Source organism: Paenibacillus sp. WC2504, from assembly GCF_052682475.1.
Map to the genome: position 1 here is coordinate 3,713,507 of NZ_JBQZFH010000001.1, position 25,466 is coordinate 3,738,972.

The 25,466-nt window shown below is 45.4% G+C and carries 19 protein-coding genes; 7 read left to right on the top strand and 12 right to left on the bottom strand.

The features are described 5' to 3' along the window. Positions 1-24 precede the first annotated feature (24 nt). The 4 genes from ACUN27_RS16565 to ACUN27_RS16580 all read right to left on the bottom strand — a co-directional run bounded on the left by ACUN27_RS16565 (position 25) and on the right by ACUN27_RS16580 (position 6,065). Positions 25-1,698 (bottom strand): extracellular solute-binding protein, encoded by a 1,674-nt coding sequence (locus tag ACUN27_RS16565; RefSeq protein ID WP_445559225.1) that lies wholly within the window; start codon positions 1,696-1,698, stop codon positions 25-27. 42 nt (positions 1,699-1,740) lie between these two features. After that, positions 1,741-2,616, bottom strand: a complete 876-nt coding sequence (locus tag ACUN27_RS16570; protein WP_127450708.1) for a carbohydrate ABC transporter permease — start codon at positions 2,614-2,616, stop codon at positions 1,741-1,743. Positions 2,617-2,633: 17 nt separating this feature from the next. Beyond that, positions 2,634-3,572: an ABC transporter permease gene (locus tag ACUN27_RS16575; RefSeq protein WP_315951491.1), complete on the bottom strand. Its 939-nt coding sequence runs from the start codon at positions 3,570-3,572 to the stop codon at positions 2,634-2,636. A gap of 261 nt (positions 3,573-3,833) precedes the next feature. Continuing rightward, positions 3,834-6,065: a helix-turn-helix domain-containing protein gene (locus ACUN27_RS16580; protein WP_326059934.1), complete on the bottom strand. Its 2,232-nt coding sequence runs from the start codon at positions 6,063-6,065 to the stop codon at positions 3,834-3,836. Positions 6,066-6,313: 248 nt separating this feature from the next. Here ACUN27_RS16580 and ACUN27_RS16585 point away from each other — a divergent pair, with 248 nt between their 5' ends. From ACUN27_RS16585 to ACUN27_RS16595, 3 genes are all read left to right on the top strand, one after another. After that, on the top strand, positions 6,314-7,081 hold the full coding sequence (locus ACUN27_RS16585; protein WP_315950807.1) for an SDR family NAD(P)-dependent oxidoreductase: 768 nt from the start codon (positions 6,314-6,316) through the stop codon (positions 7,079-7,081). A gap of 128 nt (positions 7,082-7,209) precedes the next feature. Then, positions 7,210-8,274, top strand: coding sequence for an ABC transporter permease subunit (locus tag ACUN27_RS16590; RefSeq protein ID WP_315950805.1), 1,065 nt, complete (start codon positions 7,210-7,212; stop codon positions 8,272-8,274). Positions 8,275-8,276: 2 nt separating this feature from the next. Continuing rightward, complete coding sequence (locus tag ACUN27_RS16595) at positions 8,277-9,239, top strand: hypothetical protein (RefSeq protein WP_445559226.1); 963 nt, start codon at positions 8,277-8,279, stop codon at positions 9,237-9,239. Positions 9,240-9,379: 140 nt separating this feature from the next. Here the strand turns inward: ACUN27_RS16595 and ACUN27_RS16600 are convergent, their stop codons facing one another. Next, positions 9,380-11,836, bottom strand: coding sequence for an S-layer homology domain-containing protein (locus tag ACUN27_RS16600; protein WP_445559227.1), 2,457 nt, complete (start codon positions 11,834-11,836; stop codon positions 9,380-9,382). A 339-nt stretch (positions 11,837-12,175) separates the two neighbouring features. On the opposite strand from ACUN27_RS16600, the gene ACUN27_RS16605 reads away from it, so the two are divergent. Continuing rightward, positions 12,176-12,886, top strand: a complete 711-nt coding sequence (locus ACUN27_RS16605) for a metallophosphoesterase family protein (RefSeq protein ID WP_445559228.1) — start codon at positions 12,176-12,178, stop codon at positions 12,884-12,886. A 166-nt stretch (positions 12,887-13,052) separates the two neighbouring features. Here the strand turns inward: ACUN27_RS16605 and ACUN27_RS16610 are convergent, their stop codons facing one another. The 6 genes from ACUN27_RS16610 to ACUN27_RS16635 all read right to left on the bottom strand — a co-directional run bounded on the left by ACUN27_RS16610 (position 13,053) and on the right by ACUN27_RS16635 (position 20,079). Continuing rightward, entirely contained in the window at positions 13,053-14,156 is a 1,104-nt protein-coding gene (locus ACUN27_RS16610) for a GerAB/ArcD/ProY family transporter (protein ID WP_315950798.1), read from the bottom strand. Between the two features lie 16 nt (positions 14,157-14,172). Beyond that, complete coding sequence (locus tag ACUN27_RS16615; RefSeq protein ID WP_445559229.1) at positions 14,173-15,330, bottom strand: Ger(x)C family spore germination protein; 1,158 nt, start codon at positions 15,328-15,330, stop codon at positions 14,173-14,175. Position 15,331: 1 nt separating this feature from the next. Then, entirely contained in the window at positions 15,332-16,828 is a 1,497-nt protein-coding gene (locus ACUN27_RS16620) for a spore germination protein (RefSeq protein ID WP_445559230.1), read from the bottom strand. 131 nt (positions 16,829-16,959) lie between these two features. Further along, positions 16,960-17,565, bottom strand: a complete 606-nt coding sequence (locus tag ACUN27_RS16625) for a hypothetical protein (RefSeq protein WP_445559231.1) — start codon at positions 17,563-17,565, stop codon at positions 16,960-16,962. A gap of 12 nt (positions 17,566-17,577) precedes the next feature. Then, complete coding sequence (locus ACUN27_RS16630; protein WP_445559232.1) at positions 17,578-18,240, bottom strand: class I SAM-dependent methyltransferase; 663 nt, start codon at positions 18,238-18,240, stop codon at positions 17,578-17,580. Positions 18,241-18,321: 81 nt separating this feature from the next. Further along, complete coding sequence (locus ACUN27_RS16635; RefSeq protein ID WP_445559233.1) at positions 18,322-20,079, bottom strand: sulfatase-like hydrolase/transferase; 1,758 nt, start codon at positions 20,077-20,079, stop codon at positions 18,322-18,324. A 197-nt stretch (positions 20,080-20,276) separates the two neighbouring features. Here ACUN27_RS16635 and ACUN27_RS16640 point away from each other — a divergent pair, with 197 nt between their 5' ends. The 3 genes from ACUN27_RS16640 (at position 20,277) to ACUN27_RS16650 (ending at position 24,211) form a co-directional block, all read left to right on the top strand. Next, entirely contained in the window at positions 20,277-21,722 is a 1,446-nt protein-coding gene (locus tag ACUN27_RS16640; RefSeq protein ID WP_445559234.1) for an FAD-dependent oxidoreductase, read from the top strand. A gap of 14 nt (positions 21,723-21,736) precedes the next feature. After that, the gene (locus tag ACUN27_RS16645) at positions 21,737-22,330 is read left to right on the top strand and encodes a TetR/AcrR family transcriptional regulator (protein WP_315950783.1); all 594 of its coding nucleotides are present in this window, start codon (positions 21,737-21,739) and stop codon (positions 22,328-22,330) included. A gap of 183 nt (positions 22,331-22,513) precedes the next feature. Further along, positions 22,514-24,211: an S-layer homology domain-containing protein gene (locus ACUN27_RS16650; RefSeq protein ID WP_445559235.1), complete on the top strand. Its 1,698-nt coding sequence runs from the start codon at positions 22,514-22,516 to the stop codon at positions 24,209-24,211. A 433-nt stretch (positions 24,212-24,644) separates the two neighbouring features. On the opposite strand, the gene ACUN27_RS16655 is transcribed toward ACUN27_RS16650, so the two are convergent. Next, complete coding sequence (locus ACUN27_RS16655; protein ID WP_445559236.1) at positions 24,645-25,412, bottom strand: class I SAM-dependent methyltransferase; 768 nt, start codon at positions 25,410-25,412, stop codon at positions 24,645-24,647. Between the last annotated feature and the right edge of the window lie 54 nt (positions 25,413-25,466).

Below are 25,466 nucleotides of genomic sequence, written 5' to 3' on the forward strand. Positions count from 1 at the left end.
TAAGAGCACCGCTACTCCTTCGTTTTATTTCAATTCATTCTGTGATTGTTCAGCGAATTTGTATAGATCATCAATGCTGAATATTTTGGTTTTGTTGTTCTCGTACCACTTTGCATAATAGTCATCGACTTGCTTGCCGCCGGCCTTTTCCCAAACATCTTTGGCATCTTTCACCGCTTGCTGTGCGGTATAGCCGGAGCCGCCTACCAAAGCTTTCAACCAAATGTCACCTTTGTCGATATTGTTGGACTTGCTGGTGCTTTTGACAATCGCTTGCAGGTCATCCGGCAAGACTGGCAGGAAGTCGTTACCGAGCGAAGGAACCGGACGATCTTTATTGATATAAATTTCTTTGGATTTGAGATTGATATCGAGCAGTTCTTTTTGCGTAGGCACTTCAGGGCGAAGATTCACGAGATACACTTCCGCGCATTTGCCGAGCAGTAAATCGGATCTCATCATGTTCAAATCGTCGGTGTAAAGCTCTTTCTTATTCTTCTCCGTGTCGATAGGCTGCAAACAGCCATTCGAGCCTTTTTGTGAGTGCGTACCTTCGATGCCGTTTTTCAGCAAACTGGCGTGTTCGGGATCCACCATCCAGTCTATATATTGCATAATCGCTTTCGGATCTTTGGCTTTGGCGTTGACGACACCGACCATTTGCACAGGTGTGCTGATAATCGGGCTGAATTGGCCGAACTGGCTTTTCGGTAACGCGATGGGAATGACCTTCGCCGTAGGGTTGTTTTTCTTCAAAGTTTCATAGTTCGAGATGGTAAACCAGGCACTGTCGATTGCAAAAATCCCCAATTTACCATTCATGAAATCCTGGATGCCTTTTTGTCCGTTTTTATCCGTGAGAAAGTCCTTATCCACTAAACCGTTGTCAAACAAACGTTTCTGAAATTCGACAGAGGCTTGGAGACGGTCCCAATCATGGACGAAAGCACCGTTTTGTTCAGCCCAATCGATCGAACGCCCAAAGATATGGCTAATCACGGAGAAGCCGACACCGCTCAGGTTGATACCGAACGTATCCTTTTTACCGTTGCCGTCCGGATCTTGGTTCACGAAGGCATTGGCCACATTGTATAATTCTTCCGTCGTCGTTGGGACTTGCAGATTCAGTTTCTCCAGCCAATCCTCACGGATTAAGAGACGATGATGTGGAGCCACGACATTCAAACGTCCAATTTCATACAATTTGCCGTCTTCCTTAGTTCCAATCTTGCGCAGCAAAGGATACTTTTCGAGAATTTGTTTGTAGGTCGTGCTGTATTTGTCAACCATCTCATCAATCGGCATCAATAGTTTCTGCGAATACCAGCTGTTTCTGTAATTGGCATCATACTCCAGAATCAAGTCCGGTGCGCTTCCTGAGGCAAACAAGGCATTAAATTTCGGGAACGACTCCCAGCGGGGGACGGGTGTATACTTCACATCCACGGGACCGTTCTTGTTGATCCAATCCACCCAACGATTTTTATCCCAGTTGCCTTCCTCCGGTGGGATATTTCCCCGATCATACACGGAAACGTTAATCGCTCCTCTTTTCGCAGATTCGGCTCCTGGGGTTGTATGGGGACTTGTTAATGCCCCTGGATCGTCTACTTTGGGAGTGGAGCAGCCTGCCAAGACGGCGGCACAGACGAGTGTGGCAAGTATGGCTTTCCGATGACCCTTTGGTACCATGAACATGGAAATACCCCCTTAGATAATTCGTTTTCAAGGTCTTCCGATTCATCCTTTAATCGCGCCGATCATAACCCCTTTGACAAAATACTTCTGCAAGAAAGGATAGACGATGAGCATAGGCACAATGAGAACAATTACGCCGGCTGCTTTGATGGATTCCGGAGTCATTTGCTGCAGATCATCCGGTCTTACGGAGTTAAGCTCTTGAAGAATGGATTGACTGGCGACCATTTGTTGAATCATTACCGCCAAGTTCATCCGAGTACTGTCATTGATAAACATGAGTACATGTAAGAAGGAATTCCAATATCCGACGCCATAAAATAATGTCAACGTTGCCAGCACGGGGAGGGATAGAGGGAGAATGATCCGCGTGAGAAGTCGCCATTCGCCACAACCATCCATGCGTGCTGCCTCTTCAAGCTCTTCAGGCACGTTCATAAAAAAGGTCCGAAGCACGAGCATATTAAATGCGCTGATCAGTCCGGGCATCCAGATGGCGCCGTAGGTATCCAGTAAGCCAAGGCTTTTTACAATCAGGAAAAGAGGAATTAATGGCGTCCCGAACAGCATGGTAAATACAATAGCCAGTGTAAAAAAACGACGCGCATAGAAATATTTCTTGGCTAACGGATAAGCCGCCATGATGGTAAACCACATGCTGAGCACAACGCCTACAACGGTAATTACGATGCTATTGCGGAAAGCTTTTACCATGTTCGTGCCTGTGTATAAGGCCTTATACGCCTCCATTGTCCAGCCTTGCGGCCAGAGAGAGACATGCCCGGATACAATCGCTTGATAGCTGCTTAGAGAGAGAGAAATGATGTGAAGCAAGGGAAGTACACAGCTTAATGCTGCAAGTCCCAGGAATAGATAGTTGCATGTATAAAAGATTTTCTCATCCCATGCTGGTTTCATGAGGGGAGGCTCCTTTCTTACCACAGTCCTTGATCGAATTTACGGGCAAGTTGATTCGCAAGGACGACGAAGGAGAAGCCGACCAGAGACTCAAACAACCCGACAGCCGTAGTTAAACTGAACTGTCCTCCCTGAACACCTACGATAAAAATATAGGTGCTAATGACACTTGAGACATCCGAAACAGCTGCATTTTGGAGGGTGTACACGTGATCAAACCCGACTTCCATGACGTTTCCCATACTCAGAATCAGCATGAGAATAATCGTGCTGCGAATACCGGGCAGGGTAACATGCCAGATCTGTCTCCATTTGGAAGCCCCATCGATACTAGCTGCTTCATACAGATGTGAATCGATAGAGGTAAGTGCCGCCAAGTAAATGATCGCTCCCCAACCGGCTTCCTTCCAGATTCCGGAACCGAGAAAGATCGCTATCCAGCTATGTTCCTGATACAAGAAGGCAGTGGTGTGACCCGTCCATAGCTCCAGCAGCCTGTTGATGATACCGGATTGCTGGGAGAATATCGTAACGACAATCCCTCCGACAATGACCCATGAAAAGAAGTGAGGCACATAAATCAGTGTTTGCACAATCTTTTTGAAGCGCATGGCACGAACTTCATTCAGTAAGATGGCAATGATAATTGGAAAAGGGAACCCGGTGATAATGCTTAACAAGCTTAAAGTGACCGTGTTACGGATAATCGTCAGGGTCTGCGGTTGGGTGAATAGTGTCTTGAAATGTTTGAGGCCAACCCAAGGGCTTCCCCATATGCCTTCCATTAAGTTATAGTTCTTGAACGCAATGAGGTTACCTAAAATTGGAAAGTACCGAAAAATAATAAAGTAAGCAATAACCGGGACAAACATCATTAATAAAGGCATATTTTGTTTAAGACGTCGACGGGGCTGCAGCAACTTGGCCTTATAGCGGGTAGATCTCTGAGCGGTCATCATGGGGACTGATTGCGTATTGTCTAACGGTGTATGCGGCATCGTGTGGCACCTCCTTTCGAATATTCATTGAACCATCACATGCTACCTTGCCATCGATGGATTCAATGTACCCTAGAAGCGCCATCCTTCTCAATATACATGAATTAGTGAGTAAACTATTTCAAATCCCTTGCTGTACAAGGCTTTCGTGAATGGGGGCAAAGGTGAATAAACAACAATTAACGATAGACATTTCTTGATAAAATAGCATTGCAACGCCTACTTCCGGTAATCGCCAGGCGTAACGCCCGTATATTTCTTGAAAGCGCGAATAAACGAAATGGCATGCGTGTATCCGACTTGAACTCCGATCTCCTGGACGGAGTAGCGACTGATTTGGAGCAAATGCTGCGCTTGTTCCATCCGGATTTTTACGAGATAATCGACGAACTTCTCCCCAAATTCCTCTTTGAATGCACGGCTGATCTGTGAGGCATGCAGCTGAAATTGCTCACTTAGCGAGGTAAGCGACAACTCAGGATCTGCATAATGAGTCTCCACATAACTGCGGATTTGGCGCATGACGGCATGACTGCTTCTGACTTCTCGAATATCAGCCATTCTCTTAGAGGCTTGATCTAATAAATGAAAACAACTGGCGTATAGTTCTTCAATCGTATCGAACTGTTGGGTAGCGTCATTGAGCTGAGGCAGTGCACTTTGCAAGGACTCCTGCAGCTCAGTTGAGAGTTCGATCATCTCCCGGTGCAAATGATAAGCAAAGTAATTCATAAGGTTCCGAATTTCATCGTAGGACAATAATCCGATCTTTAATTCCGTGAAAAATTGTTCCAAAGCCGGCTTCCAACCCTCGTCCCCCAAACGAAACGATTGAGCCAGCGATTTGATCAAAGGCAGGTGCTTATACATTTCCTTCTCTGTGGAAGCTTCAACTTCCCAGTGATATAGAACTCGATTCGTCCCTAAGGTTGATTTAAAGCGGAGCACGTGGGTGGCAGCTTCATAGGAATGAACCAGTTCCTGTACTTGTCCGACCACATGTCCGACACCCAGCGTAATGCGAAAATGCAGATGCTGTTCGACCCAGGAGCGAATATTTTCACATAAATTAGCTGCTTGCTTCTCACTGTTTTTAACATTCTCATCGGTAAATATCACAACACTTAGCCTGTGGGAAGCCATCCATTCCGCCCATACCGTGAGGCCCTGCGATTCAGCTGTTTCATAAACGACGCGGCTTAGTACAAATTTGAGCAATTCTTGATCCTTCTGAGAAAACATACGGCATAACTCCATATATTTATCCATTTCAATAACGGCCGCAGTAAGCTGACCGAAGCCGGTAGGCAAGTGCAGTCGATTCATCTCGGCTTTCCAGTCATCATATTCGACCGTCCGGTTGCCTTCCAGCCACTCTTTGAAAAAGTGCCTCCGCCTGAATACGATATCTTCCTCGTGCTGCTTCTCATAACGGCTGGATAATTCCATGAGGTTGCTGATGGCTCGATCAATATACTGGAATTCATCTTTTTTCTTACCCTCAATACTCATCGATTGCAGGTCGGAGATGGCATGAATGCGAGACATAATTAATTGAATGGGCCGGTAATTACGATGGGTCACATAGGTCATCCAGATACCGCCAAGAACAACCATAACCAGTCCCAATCCGATCCAGACATAGGAGAAAACAGAGGTGAAGGTATACAAATACCGATCATTAAGCCCACTGCGGTATTCCCAGTTCGTATAGTTGGAATGGATGCGGGTCAGTTCAGACCCTCTAAGCTTAGGTTCTGTAATCTCTTGTGCATTTCCGGAAGCCAACAGCTGATTGCCTGCGGGATCAAAGACTTGGATGAAACTGATTTTTGAATTGGACATATCTCGGATCATGCCTACAATAGCATCCATACTGATGTTGACTACAATGATGCCTTTTTGCCCCGATAAAAGAGGAAACTTTCGGACTAGCGAAATGACGACCTTACGTTGATCCATCTCGGTAAATTCTTTAAACTGCCGCTGGTTTGTCAGTTCATATTGCGAAGGGCTTTTGATCATTTCATCGATAAACGTTTTATCTCCGAAGCGGTCTGCCGCTATCATCGTGTTGGGACTAATCACCATTTGATCAGAAGCCCGGTAAAAATAAACGGAATCAATGAACTTGTTGTAATTCATCATTCCTCGAATTAATTCTGTAACTTCGTAGGCGGAGTAGTAAGGGTTTCCCTCCAATTTGTTATCAAAGAACTGGTCCATCCGCTGGTTAGTCTGCAGCTCTTTAATGACATATTCATCGATTGTTTTCAAGGTATAATCCACGGACTGCATGATATGTAAAGCATAGGTTTGATTTGCATTTTCAGCTTCTCTTTTGGACAAGTGGCTGATGGAAAGAATAATAAGCACAATGAGGACAGAAGTGATCATAAAAAATACAGGCAAATACGAGAATAAAAGTCGATAAAACCAAGGTTTTGTCATACTAACGCTCCTCAAAATTAATACATAATGCCCCGTAAATAACGCTTCTACCACGTTGTAGTGCGCTCACTGTCGTACGTTATATGCCAAATCATCGCGGATCATGCTTGTATTCGTGAATCCGATTGATGACATCTCAAGACTGTCCAATGAATGAATTGGGGAATTTTACACAATATTAAATTCTGAAGATAAGTTACGAATCGATTTCCATATCGGATTAAAGGGGTAGACAAAGGAGAAGTGAAATGGGAAAACTTGATGGCAAAGTGGCATTAATTACAGGAGGTAATAGCGGGATAGGATTGACAACCACAAAACTGTTCATTGCAGAAGGTGCAAAGGTCGTGATTACAGGCCGCAATCAAACCACGCTAAACGAAGTGGCCCAAGAACTTGGACCGAGTGTCCTGGCCTTTCAAGCGGATGCAACGGATCCGGCAAGCATGGACAAAGCGCTGTCCCAAGCCGTCGCTACTTTCGGAGGACTAGACATCGTATACGCGAATGCCGGCATTTCGTCAGCTACGCCATTAGGCAGCACAGAATTTTCCGTTTTCGATGAAGTTCTCAAAATTAACGTGACAGGCTCCTTCTTCACGGTACAATCCGCTTTGCCGTATTTGAAGGAAGGGGCTTCGGTTATTTTGACCGGCTCAACACGCGCAACGGACGGCGCGCCTGGAAGGGCTGCTTATGCGGCGAGTAAGGGTGCGATCAGCAGTATGGCAAGAGTGTTGGTCACCGAGTTGTCGCCGCGGGGTATTCGCGTCAACACGGTGGTACCAGGGGCAACTCGCACGCCGATCTGGAAGAAATCGACGCCGGAAGAAACCGCGAAGCTTGAGGGTGCTCAGGCGCGAACCATTCCGTTGAACCGAATGGGTGATCCGGAGGAGATAGCCAACGCGGTATTGTTCCTGGCTTCCGATGAATCCTCCTTCGTACAGGGAGCGGAAATTACTGTCGATGGGGGAGCGCGTTCAGCACCGTTGGGGGCACCTATATATCGTTGAAAGAAAAGAAACGGCGGCCTGTGTTATTGAGGCTGCCGTTTGTTCATGCTTGGGGGTTATGTCACGGATGGAAGCCGCCAATTGTCTTATTAGTGTCAAAAATATAGGTGCTCAGGAGTTTGGACATCATGAAAATTATTTTGAAGTGGGGATTGCTTAGCCTCTTTACAATAGCAGCCGTTTTCCTGATGAGTAATAGCAGCAAAGTCTTCATCCATGAGGAACCCGACAGGCTGCAGCTTGGCATCGGCTCTGAAACGACCCTCGAGCATGTAATCTCGCAGCTTCCTGAAAGCAAAATTGTTGATGCGAATAAAAGGATAATAGCTATTCCTTACGGCAAAGTCGATGCATATAGAAAGCTGGCCGCGGCACTGACCGGTGTGTATCAACCTAAAGCCATACCGCTGGAGAAGACAGAAATTTCATTTCGCTATTATTTGTTTTCCCTTAAAGAACTCTTACAAGACTACTCGCATGGTGATTTGGGTTTGATTCGCACTGGAGATTATGAGATTTCAGTTAAAAGTATAATTAAGGATTCAATCGTCCGCACGTGCACTTACCTAATACCGGGTCTAATCGCAGGTGTGTTGTTATCCGTTTGGCTATCGCTTCTGGCTTCGATGTGGCGGGCGATAGGAAGATTCATAGATTCAATACACGCGCTATTGAGCGGACTTCCGGACTTTCTGTTCATTGTTCTCTTACAGCTTATATCCATTTACTTGACTCGAATGACTGGGAGAAATGTTATCCTAGTCGCGCAATACGGCAATCATATTCCACTTTTAATCCCTTTTCTTGCAATTGCATTAATTCCTGGGGTCTTGATTTACGGTACTTTGCGATTGGCGATTGAACGCGAGATGACGCAGGAATACATCAGGACGGCGCTAGCCAAAGGCTTGGCATGGCGGGAAGTTCTTCTTCAGCACATCTGGCGGAACATCATGGTTGACCTGCTGACTGTGCTGCCCAAAGCGACGACTTTGGCGTTAGCAAGCATGGCGGTGGCGGAAGCGATGTGCGATATTCTTGGGCTCGGCGGCTACATTGTTAGTCCAAGAATGCAAAACATAAGCGCAACACCGATTTTTTGCATTGTGCTGACGATTTTGGCCATTCTTTTTCACATCCTGTATGCGATGCTCGGCAAGTTCTTTGTCTTGCAGAGCAGGGAGGGGGCATGACCATGAAAAAGAAATCCACGAAGTCGTTCTATTTTGCTTGCGCAGTTATCGTATTCATCGTTTTATTAGCGATATTCGGCGGGATGCTGAAGCCTCATGGGCTTGCGAACGCTGATAAAGTCGTCTTGATAACGGAAATCATCTATGGCAAAATGATTGGCAAAACACCACCCTACTCACCGAATGCCACTTATCTGCTAGGAACCGACCACAGGGGATTTGATATGCTGAGTTTGCTCCTGAATGGCTTGAAATACACCTTGGTGAATGCCGGACTATTAACGGCTTTCAGATTTATGTTTGCTATTCCGCTTGGCATGTGGTCGGGGACGACGGGCAGGGGAGCCGAGGGACTGCGGGTCATGCAATGGGTCATCTCGGCCGTGCCGGTGTTTTTGTTTGTATATCCGCCGCTATCAGGCTTATTCTTCGGACTTGGCTTAAATGAGATTGATAAAGCGAATCCGCATGATTTTCAGCTGTTTACGATCGTTTTTTTCGTCATGGTGACCGTTCTGGGCGTCTTTCCTTTGGCTTATCAAATTGCCGAAAGAGCTCGCTTCTACAATCGAAAACCCTATGTCGATGCATCCCAATTAATGGGCGGCACAGCTTTTCATAGAATCTTGAGGCATATCGTTACCAACATGCGACTTGAGTTGCTATTTATGGCGATAAGCGAATTTATCCTTGTGCTTTTCCTTATGGGACAGTTGGCGATTTTCAATCTTATTATTGGAGGTTCAGAAACGTTGGTGATGGTAGATAAGCTAGTGCCTGGGGAAGTGCCGTATCTTATCTATTTGACGAAAACAGGTGAGTGGACCGCGATGATTGCTTACGGGGCTAAGTATATCCAAGTTTATCCTTACATCGTCATAGAATCAGGAATTGCGTTCGCTTTGCTGATTCTTTCTTTGCAATTTTTCCTGTATCAATTCAAGAAACAGAATAAAGGAAACTAGAGTCCGCTATTTCTCTGTGGAGGACTAATAAGCCCCTGTAGTTCCGCTCATCGAGGAAATGGCTCATTTTCTTTAAATAGCGGACTCCAGTTCCTTTAGTAAAGCCTTAGTGATGTTAGTCTTTAGTACGCAGGTATACCTTAATTACCTAATGTAACGGTGCACCATGACCGCTGCATGGAAGGGGTAATAAGCTCGATGCTGAAGCTTTGCAAATTTTTCTTCGAATAGTCGAATGATCCATCGGCGTTTCGGGCAGCAGGCTCATAATGAAGCCGGAACTGGTCATCAATCCATATTTTGTCCTTCAATGCCTCGTCTTTTACACTCCATTTCGGCGGGAATTTGTTATCCGTATCAATGGTAATTTGAACTTTCAGGATATCGAGGTTATGGATGAAATCCTTGAGTTGGCCATCACTGGTATTCTGATATTTGTAACCGAATTGATCCGTCGCCTGGATAAAATATTTAAAGAAGCCGCTTTCGGTTTTCACACTCTGACCATTATTGTCACTAAATTTTAAAAACTCCCACACATACGGGTTACTTGCGAGGTAGTCGGAGCCTGTGATTTGTTCCGATTTTCCGTCCGCCTTGAGGATGGTATATACGGTATTCAAGTTGAATTGAAGTGTCGTATTTTTCAACGCTACCGCCTTGGCTACCGGCTCGGCATAATCGACGGTCACTTGTTGTTTAGTTAATGTTTTGGAACCGCTTGGCGTGTAAAACGTTACGTTAACGTTAAATAATTCCGTCGGCTGGATGCCGTATGCCTTATACACGGGAATCCCTGATGTATTTACGCTTGGAGCAGCCAGGATAGAATCGTTTGCATCGGCAGAGACTCGTTGAATGATCGAAATCCCCTTGCCTTTATCGTCTTTGAGTACCTTCGTAATATCGATTCTTCTGTTCTTGTCATCCGTTGCGATAATGTTGATTTCCTTGCCATAGTAAGCATATTTCGAATTCATAGCTGCAACATCATTCTTACTGCTGATTAAATTTCGCCCGAACAAATATTTACCTGCTGCAAAATGATCATCCAGCATATCCAGCTCGTACTTCATGAAGGGATCGTAATCCTTCCAGTTGTAAATCGCTAAATTTGAAGTTGACGAGGCTATCGACTCATCGGTGTTTTTATTAATTACGCTTGCTGTGATTGTATAATGCGAGCCATCTGGACTTACCGCTTTCTGGGTTGGTTTGAACATAAATTTATTCAAATCACCGCTTTTGTCTATAGGCAGCTGCCATGTTAGGACGTGATTGTCCGTGTCGGTGGAGCTGGTGGAGCTTTCCTCATTCCAAGGAATGTCAAAAATGCCCCCGGCACTTTGCAAACTAGGTTCACCGGAAACCCTTTCGAGCTTATATTTGATCATGTACGGAATATGATCGAGCGCAGAAGCCGCATTAAATGCTTTTCCATATTGGTCTTTAATTGTAAAAACGAATCCTTGTGGCTGTTCATTCTCTGCGAGTACAACCATCTCCTTGGTATTGACTTCAATGCTTGTGGGAATACGCATCGGTGCGATCTTATAAGTCTTACTCGCTGTTGCATCACCAATATGAGTAAGGCTAGCCGTGATGGAAGCTTCTCCTTCAGACTTGACCTGCTTAACGACAATTTTACCTAGTCCGGCATAGCTTTGACCGATCACCGGGTTATCGAGTACAAGGCCGCCTGAAGCGGAGATATCCAAGTAACCACTGCTATATAGCGTTTCAATTTGGCTCAGGGTAAACTCGTATTTGTCCGGTCCGGTCACTTTCAGGCCGATCACCGGCGATTGCCCCGTTGTTGAAATTTTTCCATTGGCGTCATAATAGTTATCCCCAACGCTGAGTTGAACGGTTTCATCCAGCTCAATCTTTGTTGGCAGCACGGTAATGCCAGGAGGTAAGCTCTCCACAGCGGTTTGACTGCTGGGAGCAGGTATCGTATGCGTCTGGAAAGCATGTCGCGCTTCAAAGCTGGCTAGCGCTAGTGTCTTACGCGTGGAGGGGGCTTTACCTCCGAAGCTTCCAACGGCTATGTTCGTCATAAGCTTGTTCTGAATCGCCAACGTGACATATCCTTTCGCCCAGTCGTCTACGGTCATGTCCGTCGTTGGTGTGACCTCGGAAACTTGCCACTTCAACCCGCGGACCAAGAACGCTGCCAGCTCTTGACGGGTTACTTGACCCGCCGGGTTGTAAAGCTTGCCACTCTCGTCGGCTCCGTTCGTCAGTCCGGCTGTTTTTAATGCTTCAATGTAAGGAAGGGCATACCCGTTAGCTGGGTCATCCTCATGCACATCGGCAAACGACGATTGTATAGCCGTTGTAGGAATCGGCAGTGCAAAGATCATCGCAGCAAACTTGGCAAACTGAGCCCGATTCATTTTCTCGTTTAATCCAAACGTATGGTCCGAGACGCCATCAAACATATTTTCTCGAATCAAAACGTCAAATTTGTCTAGGATATCCTGCGGTAAATCACTTAAATCATGAAATTTCTCTGATTGTTGTACCATTGAAGTTCGGTTTCCAGGAACGGCGTCATTCGACGCATGGATTACCGGGATTAAAGTTAAGCTCATGAGGACGAAAGATAATAATGATATAAGCCGCTTCATTCACGCACACCTTCTTATCCCAGATTTCAATACGATTGCATAACCTTGATCTTAGACAATTCGTTTTTGGTACACTTTTTAGATATACGATCCTATCCGCCCCTTTCTAAAATACTTACAAGCTTACATAGAAATTATAGTAAGATGGACTAAGAATTTGTAAGCGATTTCAACTGAAATAGTAGGCTAAATCAACCTTTTCTAAGGGCTTAAGGCGCCTAGATTCCGTAATTGCAGATAAGAGCTTTTCATTTTATACTAGTAAAATTGAAACCAGACATCAGTCATCAGGAGGAGAACGAGATGAAAAGAATGCTTGTCATTAGCGATATTCACGGAGAACTTGAGAAATTCGAACGTTTACTGGAAACTGCGCGCTATCATCCGGAAGAGGATCAACTGATCTTGCTTGGCGATTATGTGGATCGTGGGCCGAATGCCAGAGGAGTCATTGAAAAGGTGATCGCTTTAAAAGAAGCGGGAGCGCTCGTACTCAAGGGTAACCACGAGGACCTAATGATTAAAGCATTAACGACGCCGGAAGAACGTGCTTGGAGACGTTGGTCGCAAATCAATGGCGGCGATATGACGCTTAGAAGCTATGGGTTTACGGAAGCTGATTTCGCAGTCGATGACAACGCAGAGACGTTCATCAAACCAACGCTGCAATCGGAGATTTTATCCCAACACCTGGCATTCATAACGAATCTGGAACACTATATCGAAACGGATGACTATATCTTTGTACATGCCGGTGTACAGCCCGGAACTCCGATTTCCGAAACGGACCCGCATACATTGATGTGGATTCGCGATGAATTTCATACGGGTTATTTCGATAAAAAAATCGTGGTCTTCGGGCACACTTCTACAGATACACTGCATGGTGATATTGAGAACTTTAATGTCTACTTTGGTATGAATCGAATTATTGGCATTGATGGCGGGGCCGTTTACGGCGGACAGTTAAATGGTTTGGAACTGCCAAGCCAGCAAGTTTACATGGTGAAGTAAGTTTGAAAGATTCTCAGCATGGCGTTTTATTGTTCAACAAATGCTGACGGATGAGTGGATTCGAAATTATGCCGTTTGTGGAGAAAGCATTTCATGGCACCTTGGGCAGCAAATGGACAACCCCACGCAGCTACAATCAATTTCTCGGTGAAAAGCAAAGCCCCCGTCAGGGGGCTTTCGGCTGTTCAATTCGTTTCATGCGTTTTTTGACGGTCCCGATCATCCATAAGAGCACTGGGATAGCGATTAAGAAACATGGAAGTATCACATTTTTCCAGAAAGTAGGGAATGCTACTTCGGCTTGGTCCACATTTCGTGGGAATATGGCGATTACGAAGACGAGAGTACCGACAACCCAAAGCAGATAACGCCATTTCCGTATATGGAACAATTGAGCCGTTCCATAACTGGCCATGAATATGTAGAGGCATGCTTTAACGAAAACGGTGAAACTCACGCCAACGACGAGTACACTATCGAGATTTTGAATAAATTCCAAGACGGAAATGTATTGACTGAAAGAATATATGGGGTTCTGCAGTTTGCCTGGAAGGGTGTTATCCATAAGCAGCAACACATCGATCGTGGTGCTCACAATGATGACAGCTGCAATGCCGACACCCCACAAGCTAGAGGAAACCGCCTTCTTTTTTTCTGTAAGAAAAGCGATCAGCATCACGATCATGACAGATTCGCTCAAGAAGGAAATGGTCGGTATGCTCCCTTTTAACACAGGCATCCAACCCGTAGTTGGCAAGAGGGGGAACAGCCGCTCTATGCGTAAATCTTTAATAGATAGAAGCCTGTACAATAACACGTTAAAAATGACGATCGGACCGATGATTTCGCTGCAGCGCCCGACGATATGAATGCCTCCGTGCACCGCGTAGACAATAACCAACAACATGAACAAGATGATGACCCATAAAGGAGTCGTCACGAACAAGGTCAAATGTACGAAATCAGCATATTGGCGAAGGATGATACCAGCTACGATGATCCACATAAGCAGATAGGCGAAGACGATTGCCTTGCCCAGCCATTTGCCGATAATTCTTGGTACATATTCGATAAATGTTTGATCCGGGTAAAGAAGGCTTAGTTTGATCGCGATATAGGTGATGATCAGGGAAGCAGCACCAGCCAGGAGCGTTGCCAGAGGTGCGCCTTGTCTGGCTATTTTGAATGTCGGGTTGATCGTTATCAGCAAAGTCATTCCCATCTCCATTGAAAATAACAACCAAAACAATTGATATTTCGTCAGCTTCATCTCAAGCTCCTTAGGGTTAACTTTTATTGGGAGGCGCCCCTTGAAGTCCGATTCGCTTGATTTTCACATTCGAATGAACAGTAAGTTTGGCATCGGAAAATGCTTGCTCCCAGTGGGAATTTAATTCTGCCCATGCTTCAGGATGCTGCCTGGAGATTGCTTTTCCAAAATGGAAAACATCCACTTTGAACTGCTTTTGTGCTTTCTGCATCACGTCCAAAATCGCCTTTTCGATATGATTGTTCAACTCGATTTCGTAAGTTCTCAGAATCTCATCATTTCGAAAATCGACAGCTGCAGTGCTCTCCACTATAACAGCATTTCCTTTCACTTCAACGCCAATTGCCACATGCTCGCCTTCGATTTCGGTACGCACCTTGCTGCCCAATTGACTGATCGTAACGCTGTACGATCCTTCTCCGTTTGACATGGACACCGTGACAGGCATACGATCCGTTTCACCTGTGAGCCATAACCGATAAGCTGATTCCAACCTTTCGTAATAGCCGACTAATTGCAGTTTTCGGTTAAGAACCGCGCGGCCGTAAACATGCAACGTTTTTTTTTGGAGCTTCGAATCATATGACATCTCGACAGCAGGCAGTGTCGAACCGCTTCCTTCAACGTTTTGCTCGACTAATAACTCTAGTAACGAATTACCTGTTCTCTTGCCAATAATTTGTCTTAACTTTGAAAGGGCAATGACGGGCATTTTCTCCAGCTGATAGGACATTCGCATAAACTCAAGGGCGGTTCCCCCCTTGACAATCCATATATCCGATTTGAGTCGGCTGTCTGGATCCCGAGTGACCGAATCGATATCGTTTGAAATGCCGATCATTGCCGTCTTTTCGCCAATATAAATATTCTGGCGATGTCCACGGGTTATTCTTCGCGATAGTTTTAACTGCATGTCCAATAAGCAGTCGGACACAGTCTTACCTGTTCCAGTCTCGATGAAGTAAGACTGTTTCTCACCGCCGCCTGCTTCTTCGGACTTTTTCGGATTCATGAATTGTCCGATCAGTAATACTTTTTCCTCATCGAGCCGATCAACACCAGACCCCAATTCGAATAAGCGGTCGTTCAATTCTTTGTGATCCCAGCATCCGGTTAATGGGACCAGAAGCAGGAGGAGGAGAGCTTGCTTCAAGGCATATCGTTTGCTCCTCATATTACCTCCGTGTAGGCTTTCTGTGAATAAAAGCTTTAAGTGAAGTCATTTTTGGCCATGGAGCGCGTAAAAGAACATCCTTGATTTGGTCGGGTTGAAAAGGAGCGATCGGAGATAAATAAGCGACTCCGAACGACTCAAGCCTAGCCATATGGATTAAGATGATGATCGTTCCCATCGCAACTCCGAACAAGCCAAGAACTCCGGAAATAAGAAGAAGCGGAAATCTAAGAATTCGGAACGGGATGCTCATGTTGTAGCGGGGGATGGCGAAGGACGCGATCCCCGTTATGGAAACTATGATGACCATTGGGGCAGAGACCATTCCCGCCCTTACCGCAGCTTCCCCGATTACCAAGGCACCTACGATACTGACGGCTGAGCCGACAGCTTTCGGCAGCCGCACACCGGCCTCGCGCAAGCCTTCGAACAAGAATTCCATTAAGAGCGCTTCAATAACAGCTGGGAATGGAACACCTTCACGAGCCGACGTTATGCTGAGCAAAAAGTTTGACGGTAGCAGCTGCGGGTGAAATGTCGTAATCGCGACATATAAGGAAGGCAGGTACAAAGAAATGGAGAACAGGATAAATCGGGACCACTTCACCAGGGAGGAATATAGAAACCGCTCATAATAATCCTCGACAGCTTGAAATGCCGTCCAGAACGTCATCGGAACAAGCAGGGCTTGCGGTGATCCGTCCGTCAAAATCGCTACTTTTCCCTCCATCAGGTTAGCCGCCACGATATCAGGCCGCTCCGTATTCATGACTTGAGGGAAAGGAGTGAATGATTTATCTTCAATGAATTCTTCAATATAGCCGGAATCGAGCACGATATCCATTCGGATGGTGGACATTCGCTGTTTGACCAGTTCAACCAAGTCTGGACGGGCTCGTCCTTCCACATAAGCGATGACGACTTTTGTTTTGGAAAATGTGCCGAGAACGACGGATTCAAACTTCAGGACGGGGGTTTGAATTCGTCGTCGAATGAGACTCGTATTGACTTGAAGTGTTTCGGTAAAACTCTCTCTGGGACCGCGAATACTCACCTCGGACGCCGGTTCCTCGACTCCTCGCAGCTCCAAAGCGGCCGTTTCCAGAAGTATCGCTTCCGGTTCACCATCGATGAATACAGCCAAGTATGCCTGCAGAATCGATTCGGCGATTTCCTTCAGTCGGCATTCGTTACGAAGCGGACGTACGACCGCAAAATGCTCTTTCAAGATTGGATAGTCGACTGTGTCTTTGGCGCTGACGCCGGATTTTTCCACTAGCCATGACTGAAACAAAGGCGATGTGAATACGTTCTTATCAATCATTCCATCGACATAGACCATGAGAATTGTACATTCGTCAGACAAAACGACCCGTTGAAAGACGATGTCGAAACAATGAGCGAATACTTGGTGAAGCAACGCTTCGTTCTCAGCCAAGTCGGTGCTGATGGTATCCTGCGGATAGGTAACGGAATTTTTTGAGGATATCAAGCTCATGCAGCTCCAGTAATTTTTCCTTATTATCCTTCTTATGGTTTTTTCTATGCAAAGGTTTTGGGTGAAGGTGCGATTCTGGATCTGCATTAGTGGCTTATTCATTCGGGAGGAATGCGTTGAGATGCACGATATCAGAGAGAAGGAGAAACGCGTTCCATTAGGATGAAATGGGAAGAAGACAGCTGGGGATAGCGCTGCGGAATGATTTCAGTCATTTTAAAATCAGAATGCTTGGATAAATACAAAATAATATCCCGGTCAAGGATCGTAGGAACCTCCTGAGGTTCTAATCCGGTTGTGATCTTCGTATATAAGACGACCCACCGGCTGGAACATTGAAACAAATCATTTAATGTTGTACAAAAATCTTCTTCATCAGTTATATGATAGAGCACATCCAAGCAAACAACGAGATCCGCTCTGAAGAATCCGCGGTTAATCAGATAGCCGGGCTTATAAAGCATGAAGCTTTTGCTACTGTCATCCTTATAGATTTCCTTGCACAAGTTTATTGAGGATAACGCGACATCTAAACCTAAATATTGGGGATAATTCATCGTTTGCAGCTGATTACCATCCCCACATCCAAATTCAATCACGGTGGAAATCGCATGTTTTTGAATCAAATCATTGATTATTTGGGATTTGAATTCAGCCAATAACCCATAGGAGCCGCTGCCGGAATCGCCTCCTAACCTATAATTCTGGTCCCAGAAGTCAATATAATCAAAACTCATCCCGATTCCTCCTCAAGCCAATGCTCGTTTCTTTAGGACAGCGCGGAAACAATACAATCCACCCCATAAATCCGTGTAGAGCGCATCAGGAGGGAGAGTGAAATTTGTTTCGGAGAGGAAGTCTAGACCGGAATTGTGGACAATAGATTGAAACATGTTTAAGTCAACAGTCGGATAGTCAAGTGTGAGGATCAACAGTCCATCGTCTTTTAAGGTTCTGCTGAATTCTTTCAAGCTCAGGAGCATATCATTCGGATTTAAATGTTCGAGCACCGAAATACAGAAGATTTTATCAAAAAAGTCATTGGCATAAGGAAGTTGAGTGAGGCTTGCTTGACTTAGAATGGTTTCCGTGTAATCTCCCTTTCGTACAATCTCTGCCGCCTCTTCATTAATCTCCGAACGAATGGACTCAAGTAAGCTTTGGGTTGAAAGCACCCGCGAATCCCAATCGCAAGCATAGGCTTGCTTACATCTACGGCCGAGAACAAATTTAAAAGGATGGGGGATCCCGCAAGCCGCATCCAACGCGATGTCGGTATCTTCTATAAAGGAAGCGCACCACGCGTACTCATAGGTCCGGCTCCACCAAGTGTCGGGTAAACGGTAAAGAAATTCTTGCTCCATAGGATCAGACTGAATAAAAAAACGGGTTTGAAACAGGGGATCAAACATGTTGGAAGACCTCCTTTTTCCTCAAAGCAATCAATTCTGCAAACTATATATCTACGCTAAATTGGATGGCATTAGAAGGTGTTATTCTTGGTTCATTGGTTCTGGTGTCAAACGTTTGCGACCCCGTTGCTCCTCCAATAAGCGGGCCATATTGGATTGGACATATTTCGTTTGTGAATTGGACCAAACAGGATGAGCGAGATTACGCGTTTCGAGTGGATCTTCGGTTAAGTTGTACAACTCATATTCCTCAGGAGCGGGAACGGTTTTGCATGTAACTTGACTTGTAGTTTGATTAGAATCTGCACACAATTCGCCAAATAGCTGAATCGTCACATCGCGTACACCGGGATCGCTCCAGAACTGTTCATTATCGAAGTATCGGGTAAACTTCCATGTTTGACTCGGTTGTCCCCGGTGCCCAGGTAGATCGGCGATAACGGTCTCAATGTGGTTTGGTTGTATGACAGAGTTGTAAGCACGCCCTAAGGGATTAAATTGTTGTTGGCCTCGCGTGATATCGTCATCCGTCATGAAATAAATCGGTTCGTTCGCATAAGCGGCTCCCTTGTGCTCTGGGCGATTGAGCAAATATGGTGTTAAATCATGGCCAACGAAGGGACGAACTTCTGTGAAGCTGCTTTTCAGCCTGTTTTCAATGGCAGGAATATCTGCATTCGCAAGACCAAGCATGGTAGGGAGCAGGTCAAGATGGGAGGTTAGCTCTGAAAAACTTTGTTTATGCGGGAAAAGCCGCCTATTGTGAATGAAGAAAGGCACATGCAGAACTTCTTCATAGGCGCAGTACATTTTCTGTCGCAAATGGCCATGGGCGCCTAGCAGTTCGCCGTGATCCGAAGTGAAAATGACGATGGTATCCTCGTCGAAAGAAGAGCGGCTTAGGGCATCTAACACTTTCATGATTTGATGGTCGGCATTTTTTTGCAATTGATAATACAGCTTTCGATAAAATGGCTCATTCCCAATAGGCTGCAAAGCTTTCGGATAAGTATCTCTGTAACTGGCTTGACAACTTGGTTTCGTATGTAAAGATTCATGAATCGTTGGCGGAGGAGGGACTTCTGGCATTGGATCAACATGGAAATGGAACATGTTCGGCAGATTGGCGGTTAGCATCCCATAAAGTGTAATATCATGCGGATTTACGAAGGAGGCGACGATGAGCCATGGCTTGGTGTCAGGTTCTACACTTTTTTGATAGTCCAGTGCTTCAATCAACTTAACAGTCTCTGCGCTATACATGACATCCCTGCCGCTCATGCCCGTGGCTGACGATGAAGCGGAGTTATGGGGATTGCGGCCATGTGGTTCAGGTCCGATCCAGGAGGAGAAGCCGAAGGCGTTTAGCGGATCTGCGGACAAATAAAGCTGTTCCCGCTTTGGATCCGGTACACCGCTAGTTGGGTCATAACTGGGCATATCCGTATGCGTTCCTGGAACCAGAATATCTTCATAGGAAATATGCCATTTACCTTTGTAATACGTTTGATACCCGGCTTCGCGAAAATAGTTGCCCATTGTAGGCACCGTATTTGGCGGGAGCCAGAACATATCGGAATCGAAAGCACTCTTCGCGATGCCGTTCGTCTGCGAGACACCATGGAGGGACGGATAATGTCCGGTAAACATCGTAGTCCGGCTCGGAGAGCAGGCAGCACTGCCAATATAATGGCGGTGTAGCTCTATGCTATTCTTACGCAGCCGTTCATGCGCAGGGAGATTCGTGAGCCGCCAAGCGCAGATCTCCGGACTTTCGTAGGCTGGAGGATACCGCTCCTCATCGACAATGATCAGGAGGAAGTTCGGTTTTTTACTCATACATACACCTCCGAATTTACCTGTTCTAAACCTAGTTGTATGCGGAGAAGACGTTTACCATGCTGAATCCAATGGCAGATGTTTCCAACACAGCGAAGAATTTATGAGGAAATTATATGATTGACATAAGGAAAATAATGGTTTAATCTAACGTTGACTGATTTAGTCAATCAAAAAACTTTGTAGAGGTGAATGTTATGAATTTTGTGCAAAAAGCAGGCAAAGCTATCGTGATCGGCGGCAGCATGACAGGTCTAATGACGGCAAGAGTCCTCTCATCGTATTATGAAGAAGTACTGCTTGTCGATAAGGATGCATTTCCGCAACATCCCGCAGATCGGAATGGCGCTCCGCACGGTTTTCATCCCCATAGGTTCACACAACGTGGTAAAATGATTACAGAGCAGTTTTTTCCAGGTTACGAAGATGAACTGGTGGCGCTTGGTTCACCAAGCTCGCTTCATAAAACCGTTCATATGATGAATCAATATGGAACCGTGGAAGCACCTTACCAACGGAATGATGTGAAGTTCAGCCGTGCCGTGTTGGAGTGGGTGATACGTGATCGTGTAAGGAAGATTCCCAATGTACGACTGCTAGCGGAGCATGATGTCATTGGGCTGCATATGAGCCCGAATCATGAAGCTGTTACGGGCATAGAAGTCCGTCAGCGGGGAGCAGGCATCCAACATGATTACATGGCAGATCTTGTCGTGGATGCGAGTGGCCGCTCGTCCAAATTAACGCAATGGCTGAAGGAACTTAACTATGACGTGCCTTCCCCTGATCGGATGAAAGCAGCTATTGGTTATAGTACACGTCGCTATAACGTTCCTGCCCATATGAAGCATCTGATCGAGAAATGGGATGTGATTAACATCATGGGCCAACCGGCAAAGGGAACGTTTACAGGAGTATTTTCCTTTATCGAAAATCAAGTAGCTGAAGTGCTGCTGTACCGCCCAGGCGGGAATTATCCGCCAACGAATGCGGAAGATTTCGAGCGGGAGGTCGCTGGGCTTCCTAGCTCCCTAATTGGAGAAATCCTGAGCGAGCTTGAACCGATCACCCCACCTAAGGGTTTTCGCGTTCCTGAATTGTACCGTCACCACTATGACCAAATGGACAGATGGCCGGACGGATTGTTAGTATTGGGGGATGCATACTGCATTTATGATCCTATTTTTGGTCAAGGGATGACGGTTGCTGCCATAGAAGCGGAACTGCTGGACACTATGCTTCAGGAACAACAAAATCATCCTGAGCCACATTTCGAGCATAAGGTCTTACGTGCATTTCAAGAAAAAGCAATTACACCTGCTTGGTGGTTAAACTGCGCAGCGGATTTGCAGTGGGATGGCGTCGAATACGAGGCTGGCTCAGAACCGCTTAAGGGAATTGCATTTGGCAGCCGGTATATGAATTTGATCCTGAGAGAGGGTACGGCGAATCATAATTTCAAACTATTCGGTTTGTACTGGGGTGTTAATTCATTATCGTTGCCTCTGCAAGAGTTGTTTCAGCCACAGATGGTCAAGTCGGTTCTTGAATCTTCGGAGGAAGGGCAGCAATTACTCGCCGATCTGTTAAGTGAATATGAGCTGCCATTAGAAGAAGTTTTGATCAAATTGATTCCAAGTTAGGAGTGAAGGATGTCTTGTCTCCATTAAATGAAGAGCAACAGCTTCAGATTCGTGATGAACGCAGAGAGCAAATCATGAGCGCTGCGCTTAAGGTTTTTGCAAGACGGGGGATTATTGGGACGAAAATGAGCATGATTGCCGCTGAGGCCGAAATTAGCCATGGGCTGCTCTATCATTACTTTACGTCGAAAGAAGAGCTTTTCACAACGCTTGTTGAAAAAGCCATGCTGGCATCGGATGAAGCTATGCAAATGGTTTACAAGCTGCCGGGCTCGCCGATTGATAAAATAAGAGCGTTAACGCAAGACATGATGGATGAAGGCGGGACGGACTATTTTCTACTTATACATCAAGCGAGAACTTCAGATGGAGTGCCTGAGAAAGTCGTGGAGTTAATGGAGCGCTACTCCATGGATAACTATGTCAAGCAGCTGCGTGCCTTGTTCCGAGAAGGACAGGAAGCCGGTGAGCTTGCGGAGGGAGATTTGGACGAAATGATTGCGTCGTACTTATCGGTCCTTTCCGGTCTAATGGTGCTGAACGTGCAGAAAATTGGAGGCTACCAGCTTCCGAAAGTTGACGTGTTGTTAAGAATGATTACTCCTTAATAGATTAATAGGATAAGGTAAGCAAGGGCTATTTCCAAGTAGAAGAATCTACTTTGAGAGAGCCCATTTTTTTGTTGAAATCATAAAAAAATAACGTAATCTCGCAAAAAATATTGTGGTATAATTTGCTGTGTTACACCGGATTTTGCCAATACATACGGAAATAAATAAGGAGATTGAGACATGATTCTAAGGCAAAAGCTTATTGGGATGTTAGGTATGGTTATTTGTTCTGGGCTCCTGTTTGGGAATTCGGTACTAGCGGAGACAGGCAAATATCAGGACGTACCGGATGGTTATCTGTATAAAAATTACATCGAAGAGTTGTCAGCGAAGAAGTTGGTGGAAGGAACAGCGGACGGACAGTTTTCCCCTGATTCACCACTCACCAGAGAACAATTCGCGAAACTAGTCGTTATGGTGTTTGATTTACCTACCGCAGACGGAGGTTTGCCGTTTCAAGATTGTAAGGAGGCATGGTCCGTTCCGTACATTTTATCCGCTTACAAAGCAGGAATTATCCAAGGTACAAGTGAGGAAAGCTTCTCGCCAAAGCAGTATGTGAGAAAACAGGAAGCGGCCGTTATGTTAAGCAGGCTTTTTCCGGGGGTTGTGCAACAAAATGAGCAGGACTGGGCTGGAGGGGCATTGGCCTTCGTGCGGCATGACATTCTTCCCGGAACATTGCAGTCAATGTTGGAAGACTCGCAAGCCCCTCTAAGTCGTGGGGAAGCAGCGGCATTGCTCAGCCTTTCCCTGCATGTTAAGGAGCAAGGGAAGCCGGTACAACAACCCGGAACTGCTTCGGCTAGCCCTGATGGTGCGACTAAAGAGCATGCCCTGATTCTTGACCCTACACAAAAGAAAGAAGTTACGGTTAATGTTAATGCCGGTGAGCCGCTTTATATCCAAGCGGAGCTAAAGAAATATAAGACGTATGAGTTAGAGGCGCATGGAGAGAGTCAGTCCTCTTTTAACATGGAGCTGACAAATGCAGAAGGAACTCTCTTGAATGAAGGGAACGTCGCTTCCATGCAAGTTACGGCAGAGGCTGATGGTATCTTTTATGCAAAGATACGCACGGAACAGCAGAAGGGGACGTTTACGCTCAAGATCACTGAGGTTGGCCTGGATTCGGATCATCCTATTATCCTTAAGGCAGGGCACTTTGATCAACTTTTCCCAATAGAAGGGAACCTTTACTTTAAAGCCGTGGCGAGTCATGACAATCCGTTAATGGTTCAGGCTAAAGGGGCGATTAGTTATCAACTTGTTCAAGTGAGTAAGGAAAAGAATCCTCCGAAATCACACTACATTTATGATGCTTACGGTAAACTAACAGAAGTTAAGCCTCCACCTGAAGTCACGAATGTTGATTACTCATCTTCCACACTGAATGGGGAGCCTTTTACACTCAATTGCGAATGTGTAGTAAGGTTGTCAGCGCTAGCGAGCACGGACGTATCTTTCTCTGCAACAGACGGAAGCTCCTTAGATAAGGCTTATGTAATTGGATGGAGAAAAAGTGAATGGGAAACTGGTTATAAAGGTAACTCGATCGCAGGGATTTACTATCAATTAGGATTGGAGGAGGGAAAGGATTATACGTTAGAAATCAACGAACAAATGAAACCCATATTCGATAATAATAATTCACTTAGATATTATTATCCAACATATACGACTCCCGAGCTCGACAATACCGTAGTTGTAAAAAGAAAACTGACGATATTCGGACCTGACGGTAAAGAAGTGCTTGTCGACGATAAACTGACAGGACCTATTCCTTTCAAGGCTACCAAGGCAGGTATCTATGTTGTAAAACTGGAATCGGATGCTAAGGATCGCACGACGGAAATTCGGATGAAAAGTGCTAATTGATAACAGCTACAATCGGCAATTCTGTAAAGGAATTGCGTGAATTGCATGTTCATAGAATGTTTGAAGCTATTCAGGGGAACTGTGGTCCGCTATTTCATTAAAAAAGCACATTTTCCACTTGCTGAGGGAACTACGTTCCCCTATTTCACCGTTTTCACCCGAAAATCACTTCCTGGAGCTTAAATAAGACCCTGTAGGTTCTCCAAGAAAGAAAACGGCTCGATTTGCTCCAAACAGAGGCTTCCTGTTCCCTTAAAGAAAGCATTCGCCGGATATATCAGCTAGTTTTATTGAATTTGTTGGTGACAGGATAGAGAGAAGCCGACTGAAAAGTGAACAGGAGACGAGTAACGGGGTTAGTAAAGTAGAAACCACTTAATCCTGACGGAGTGTGATCCGTCAGGCTTATTTATGTCCCAAAGGGCAACGAAGCTTACTTTCGTACAGCTTCAAATACATACGACTGCTCCGCATGAGTCGGGGTTTTGGTAGGGTCAAAATCCGCTGACACAACCACATCGGTAAAACCTAAGCTTTCTAAAACAAGCTTAAATTCCTCGACGCCATACCAACGTAACGCATAACGCTGCAATTCAGTCTGGATTAACGCACCATTGCGCCACTTTTCATATTTGATATAAGAAACTTTATATTGATTGAATAAATCGGCCTCGATTTGTTTGCTTTCCATGGTGATGATGTCCCCATCAGGCAAGTTGAAGGTCGACGTGCCATGCCATTTACCACACTCAAAGTTCGTATCTGGCAAGAAAATATCAAGCATTAAGCGGCCACCTGGCTGAAGATGTTCGTAGAGGCGCCTTAAGGCTTCAAGTGACTCTGCTCTTTTTTCAATTAACAAAAATGAACCGGCCGGAATAATAATAGCCTCATATTGATCGGGCAAAGAAAGATCTTGCAGGCTTGACTCATATAGATTGGTAACTAAACCACGTTCCTTACATCGCTCACGACAAGAAGCTAACATATCGGGAGAATAGTCAACCCCGTCTACAAGAAGGCCTGATTCAAGAAGAGGAATGATTACACGACCGGAACCGACCATGGCTTCAAGTATACGTCCTTTACAAGACTTAAGTTTTCCCTGGTAATACTCCAAATCCCCATCAATTGACTGACCAATTTTTTTGGTGTGGTTATAGACTTCGGTACAAAGTTCTCCGTAATAACTAAACGACATACGCTTTTCCCTCCATGATTGGAATGAAAACAGAAGTTAACTCAATTATAAGTA

What these genes read in the sequence shown, in the direction of transcription:
- ACUN27_RS16605 (WP_445559228.1), top strand. Translation starts at nt 12,176, where the DNA reads ATGAAAAGAATGCTTGTCATTAGCGATATTCACGGAGAACTTGAGAAA.
- ACUN27_RS16625 (WP_445559231.1), bottom strand. Translation starts at nt 17,565, where the DNA reads ATGAGTTTTGATTATATTGACTTCTGGGACCAGAATTATAGGTTAGGA.
- ACUN27_RS16630 (WP_445559232.1), bottom strand. Translation starts at nt 18,240, where the DNA reads ATGTTTGATCCCCTGTTTCAAACCCGTTTTTTTATTCAGTCTGATCCT.
- ACUN27_RS16615 (WP_445559229.1), bottom strand. Translation starts at nt 15,330, where the DNA reads ATGAGGAGCAAACGATATGCCTTGAAGCAAGCTCTCCTCCTCCTGCTT.
- ACUN27_RS16655 (WP_445559236.1), bottom strand. Translation starts at nt 25,412, where the DNA reads ATGTCGTTTAGTTATTACGGAGAACTTTGTACCGAAGTCTATAACCAC.
- ACUN27_RS16565 (WP_445559225.1), bottom strand. Translation starts at nt 1,698, where the DNA reads ATGTTCATGGTACCAAAGGGTCATCGGAAAGCCATACTTGCCACACTC.
- ACUN27_RS16600 (WP_445559227.1), bottom strand. Translation starts at nt 11,836, where the DNA reads ATGAGCTTAACTTTAATCCCGGTAATCCATGCGTCGAATGACGCCGTT.
- ACUN27_RS16580 (WP_326059934.1), bottom strand. Translation starts at nt 6,065, where the DNA reads ATGACAAAACCTTGGTTTTATCGACTTTTATTCTCGTATTTGCCTGTA.
- ACUN27_RS16585 (WP_315950807.1), top strand. Translation starts at nt 6,314, where the DNA reads ATGGGAAAACTTGATGGCAAAGTGGCATTAATTACAGGAGGTAATAGC.
- ACUN27_RS16610 (WP_315950798.1), bottom strand. Translation starts at nt 14,156, where the DNA reads ATGAAGCTGACGAAATATCAATTGTTTTGGTTGTTATTTTCAATGGAG.
- ACUN27_RS16570 (WP_127450708.1), bottom strand. Translation starts at nt 2,616, where the DNA reads ATGAAACCAGCATGGGATGAGAAAATCTTTTATACATGCAACTATCTA.
- ACUN27_RS16650 (WP_445559235.1), top strand. Translation starts at nt 22,514, where the DNA reads ATGATTCTAAGGCAAAAGCTTATTGGGATGTTAGGTATGGTTATTTGT.
- ACUN27_RS16635 (WP_445559233.1), bottom strand. Translation starts at nt 20,079, where the DNA reads ATGAGTAAAAAACCGAACTTCCTCCTGATCATTGTCGATGAGGAGCGG.
- ACUN27_RS16595 (WP_445559226.1), top strand. Translation starts at nt 8,277, where the DNA reads ATGAAAAAGAAATCCACGAAGTCGTTCTATTTTGCTTGCGCAGTTATC.
- ACUN27_RS16620 (WP_445559230.1), bottom strand. Translation starts at nt 16,828, where the DNA reads ATGAGCTTGATATCCTCAAAAAATTCCGTTACCTATCCGCAGGATACC.
- ACUN27_RS16590 (WP_315950805.1), top strand. Translation starts at nt 7,210, where the DNA reads ATGAAAATTATTTTGAAGTGGGGATTGCTTAGCCTCTTTACAATAGCA.
- ACUN27_RS16640 (WP_445559234.1), top strand. Translation starts at nt 20,277, where the DNA reads ATGAATTTTGTGCAAAAAGCAGGCAAAGCTATCGTGATCGGCGGCAGC.
- ACUN27_RS16575 (WP_315951491.1), bottom strand. Translation starts at nt 3,572, where the DNA reads ATGACCGCTCAGAGATCTACCCGCTATAAGGCCAAGTTGCTGCAGCCC.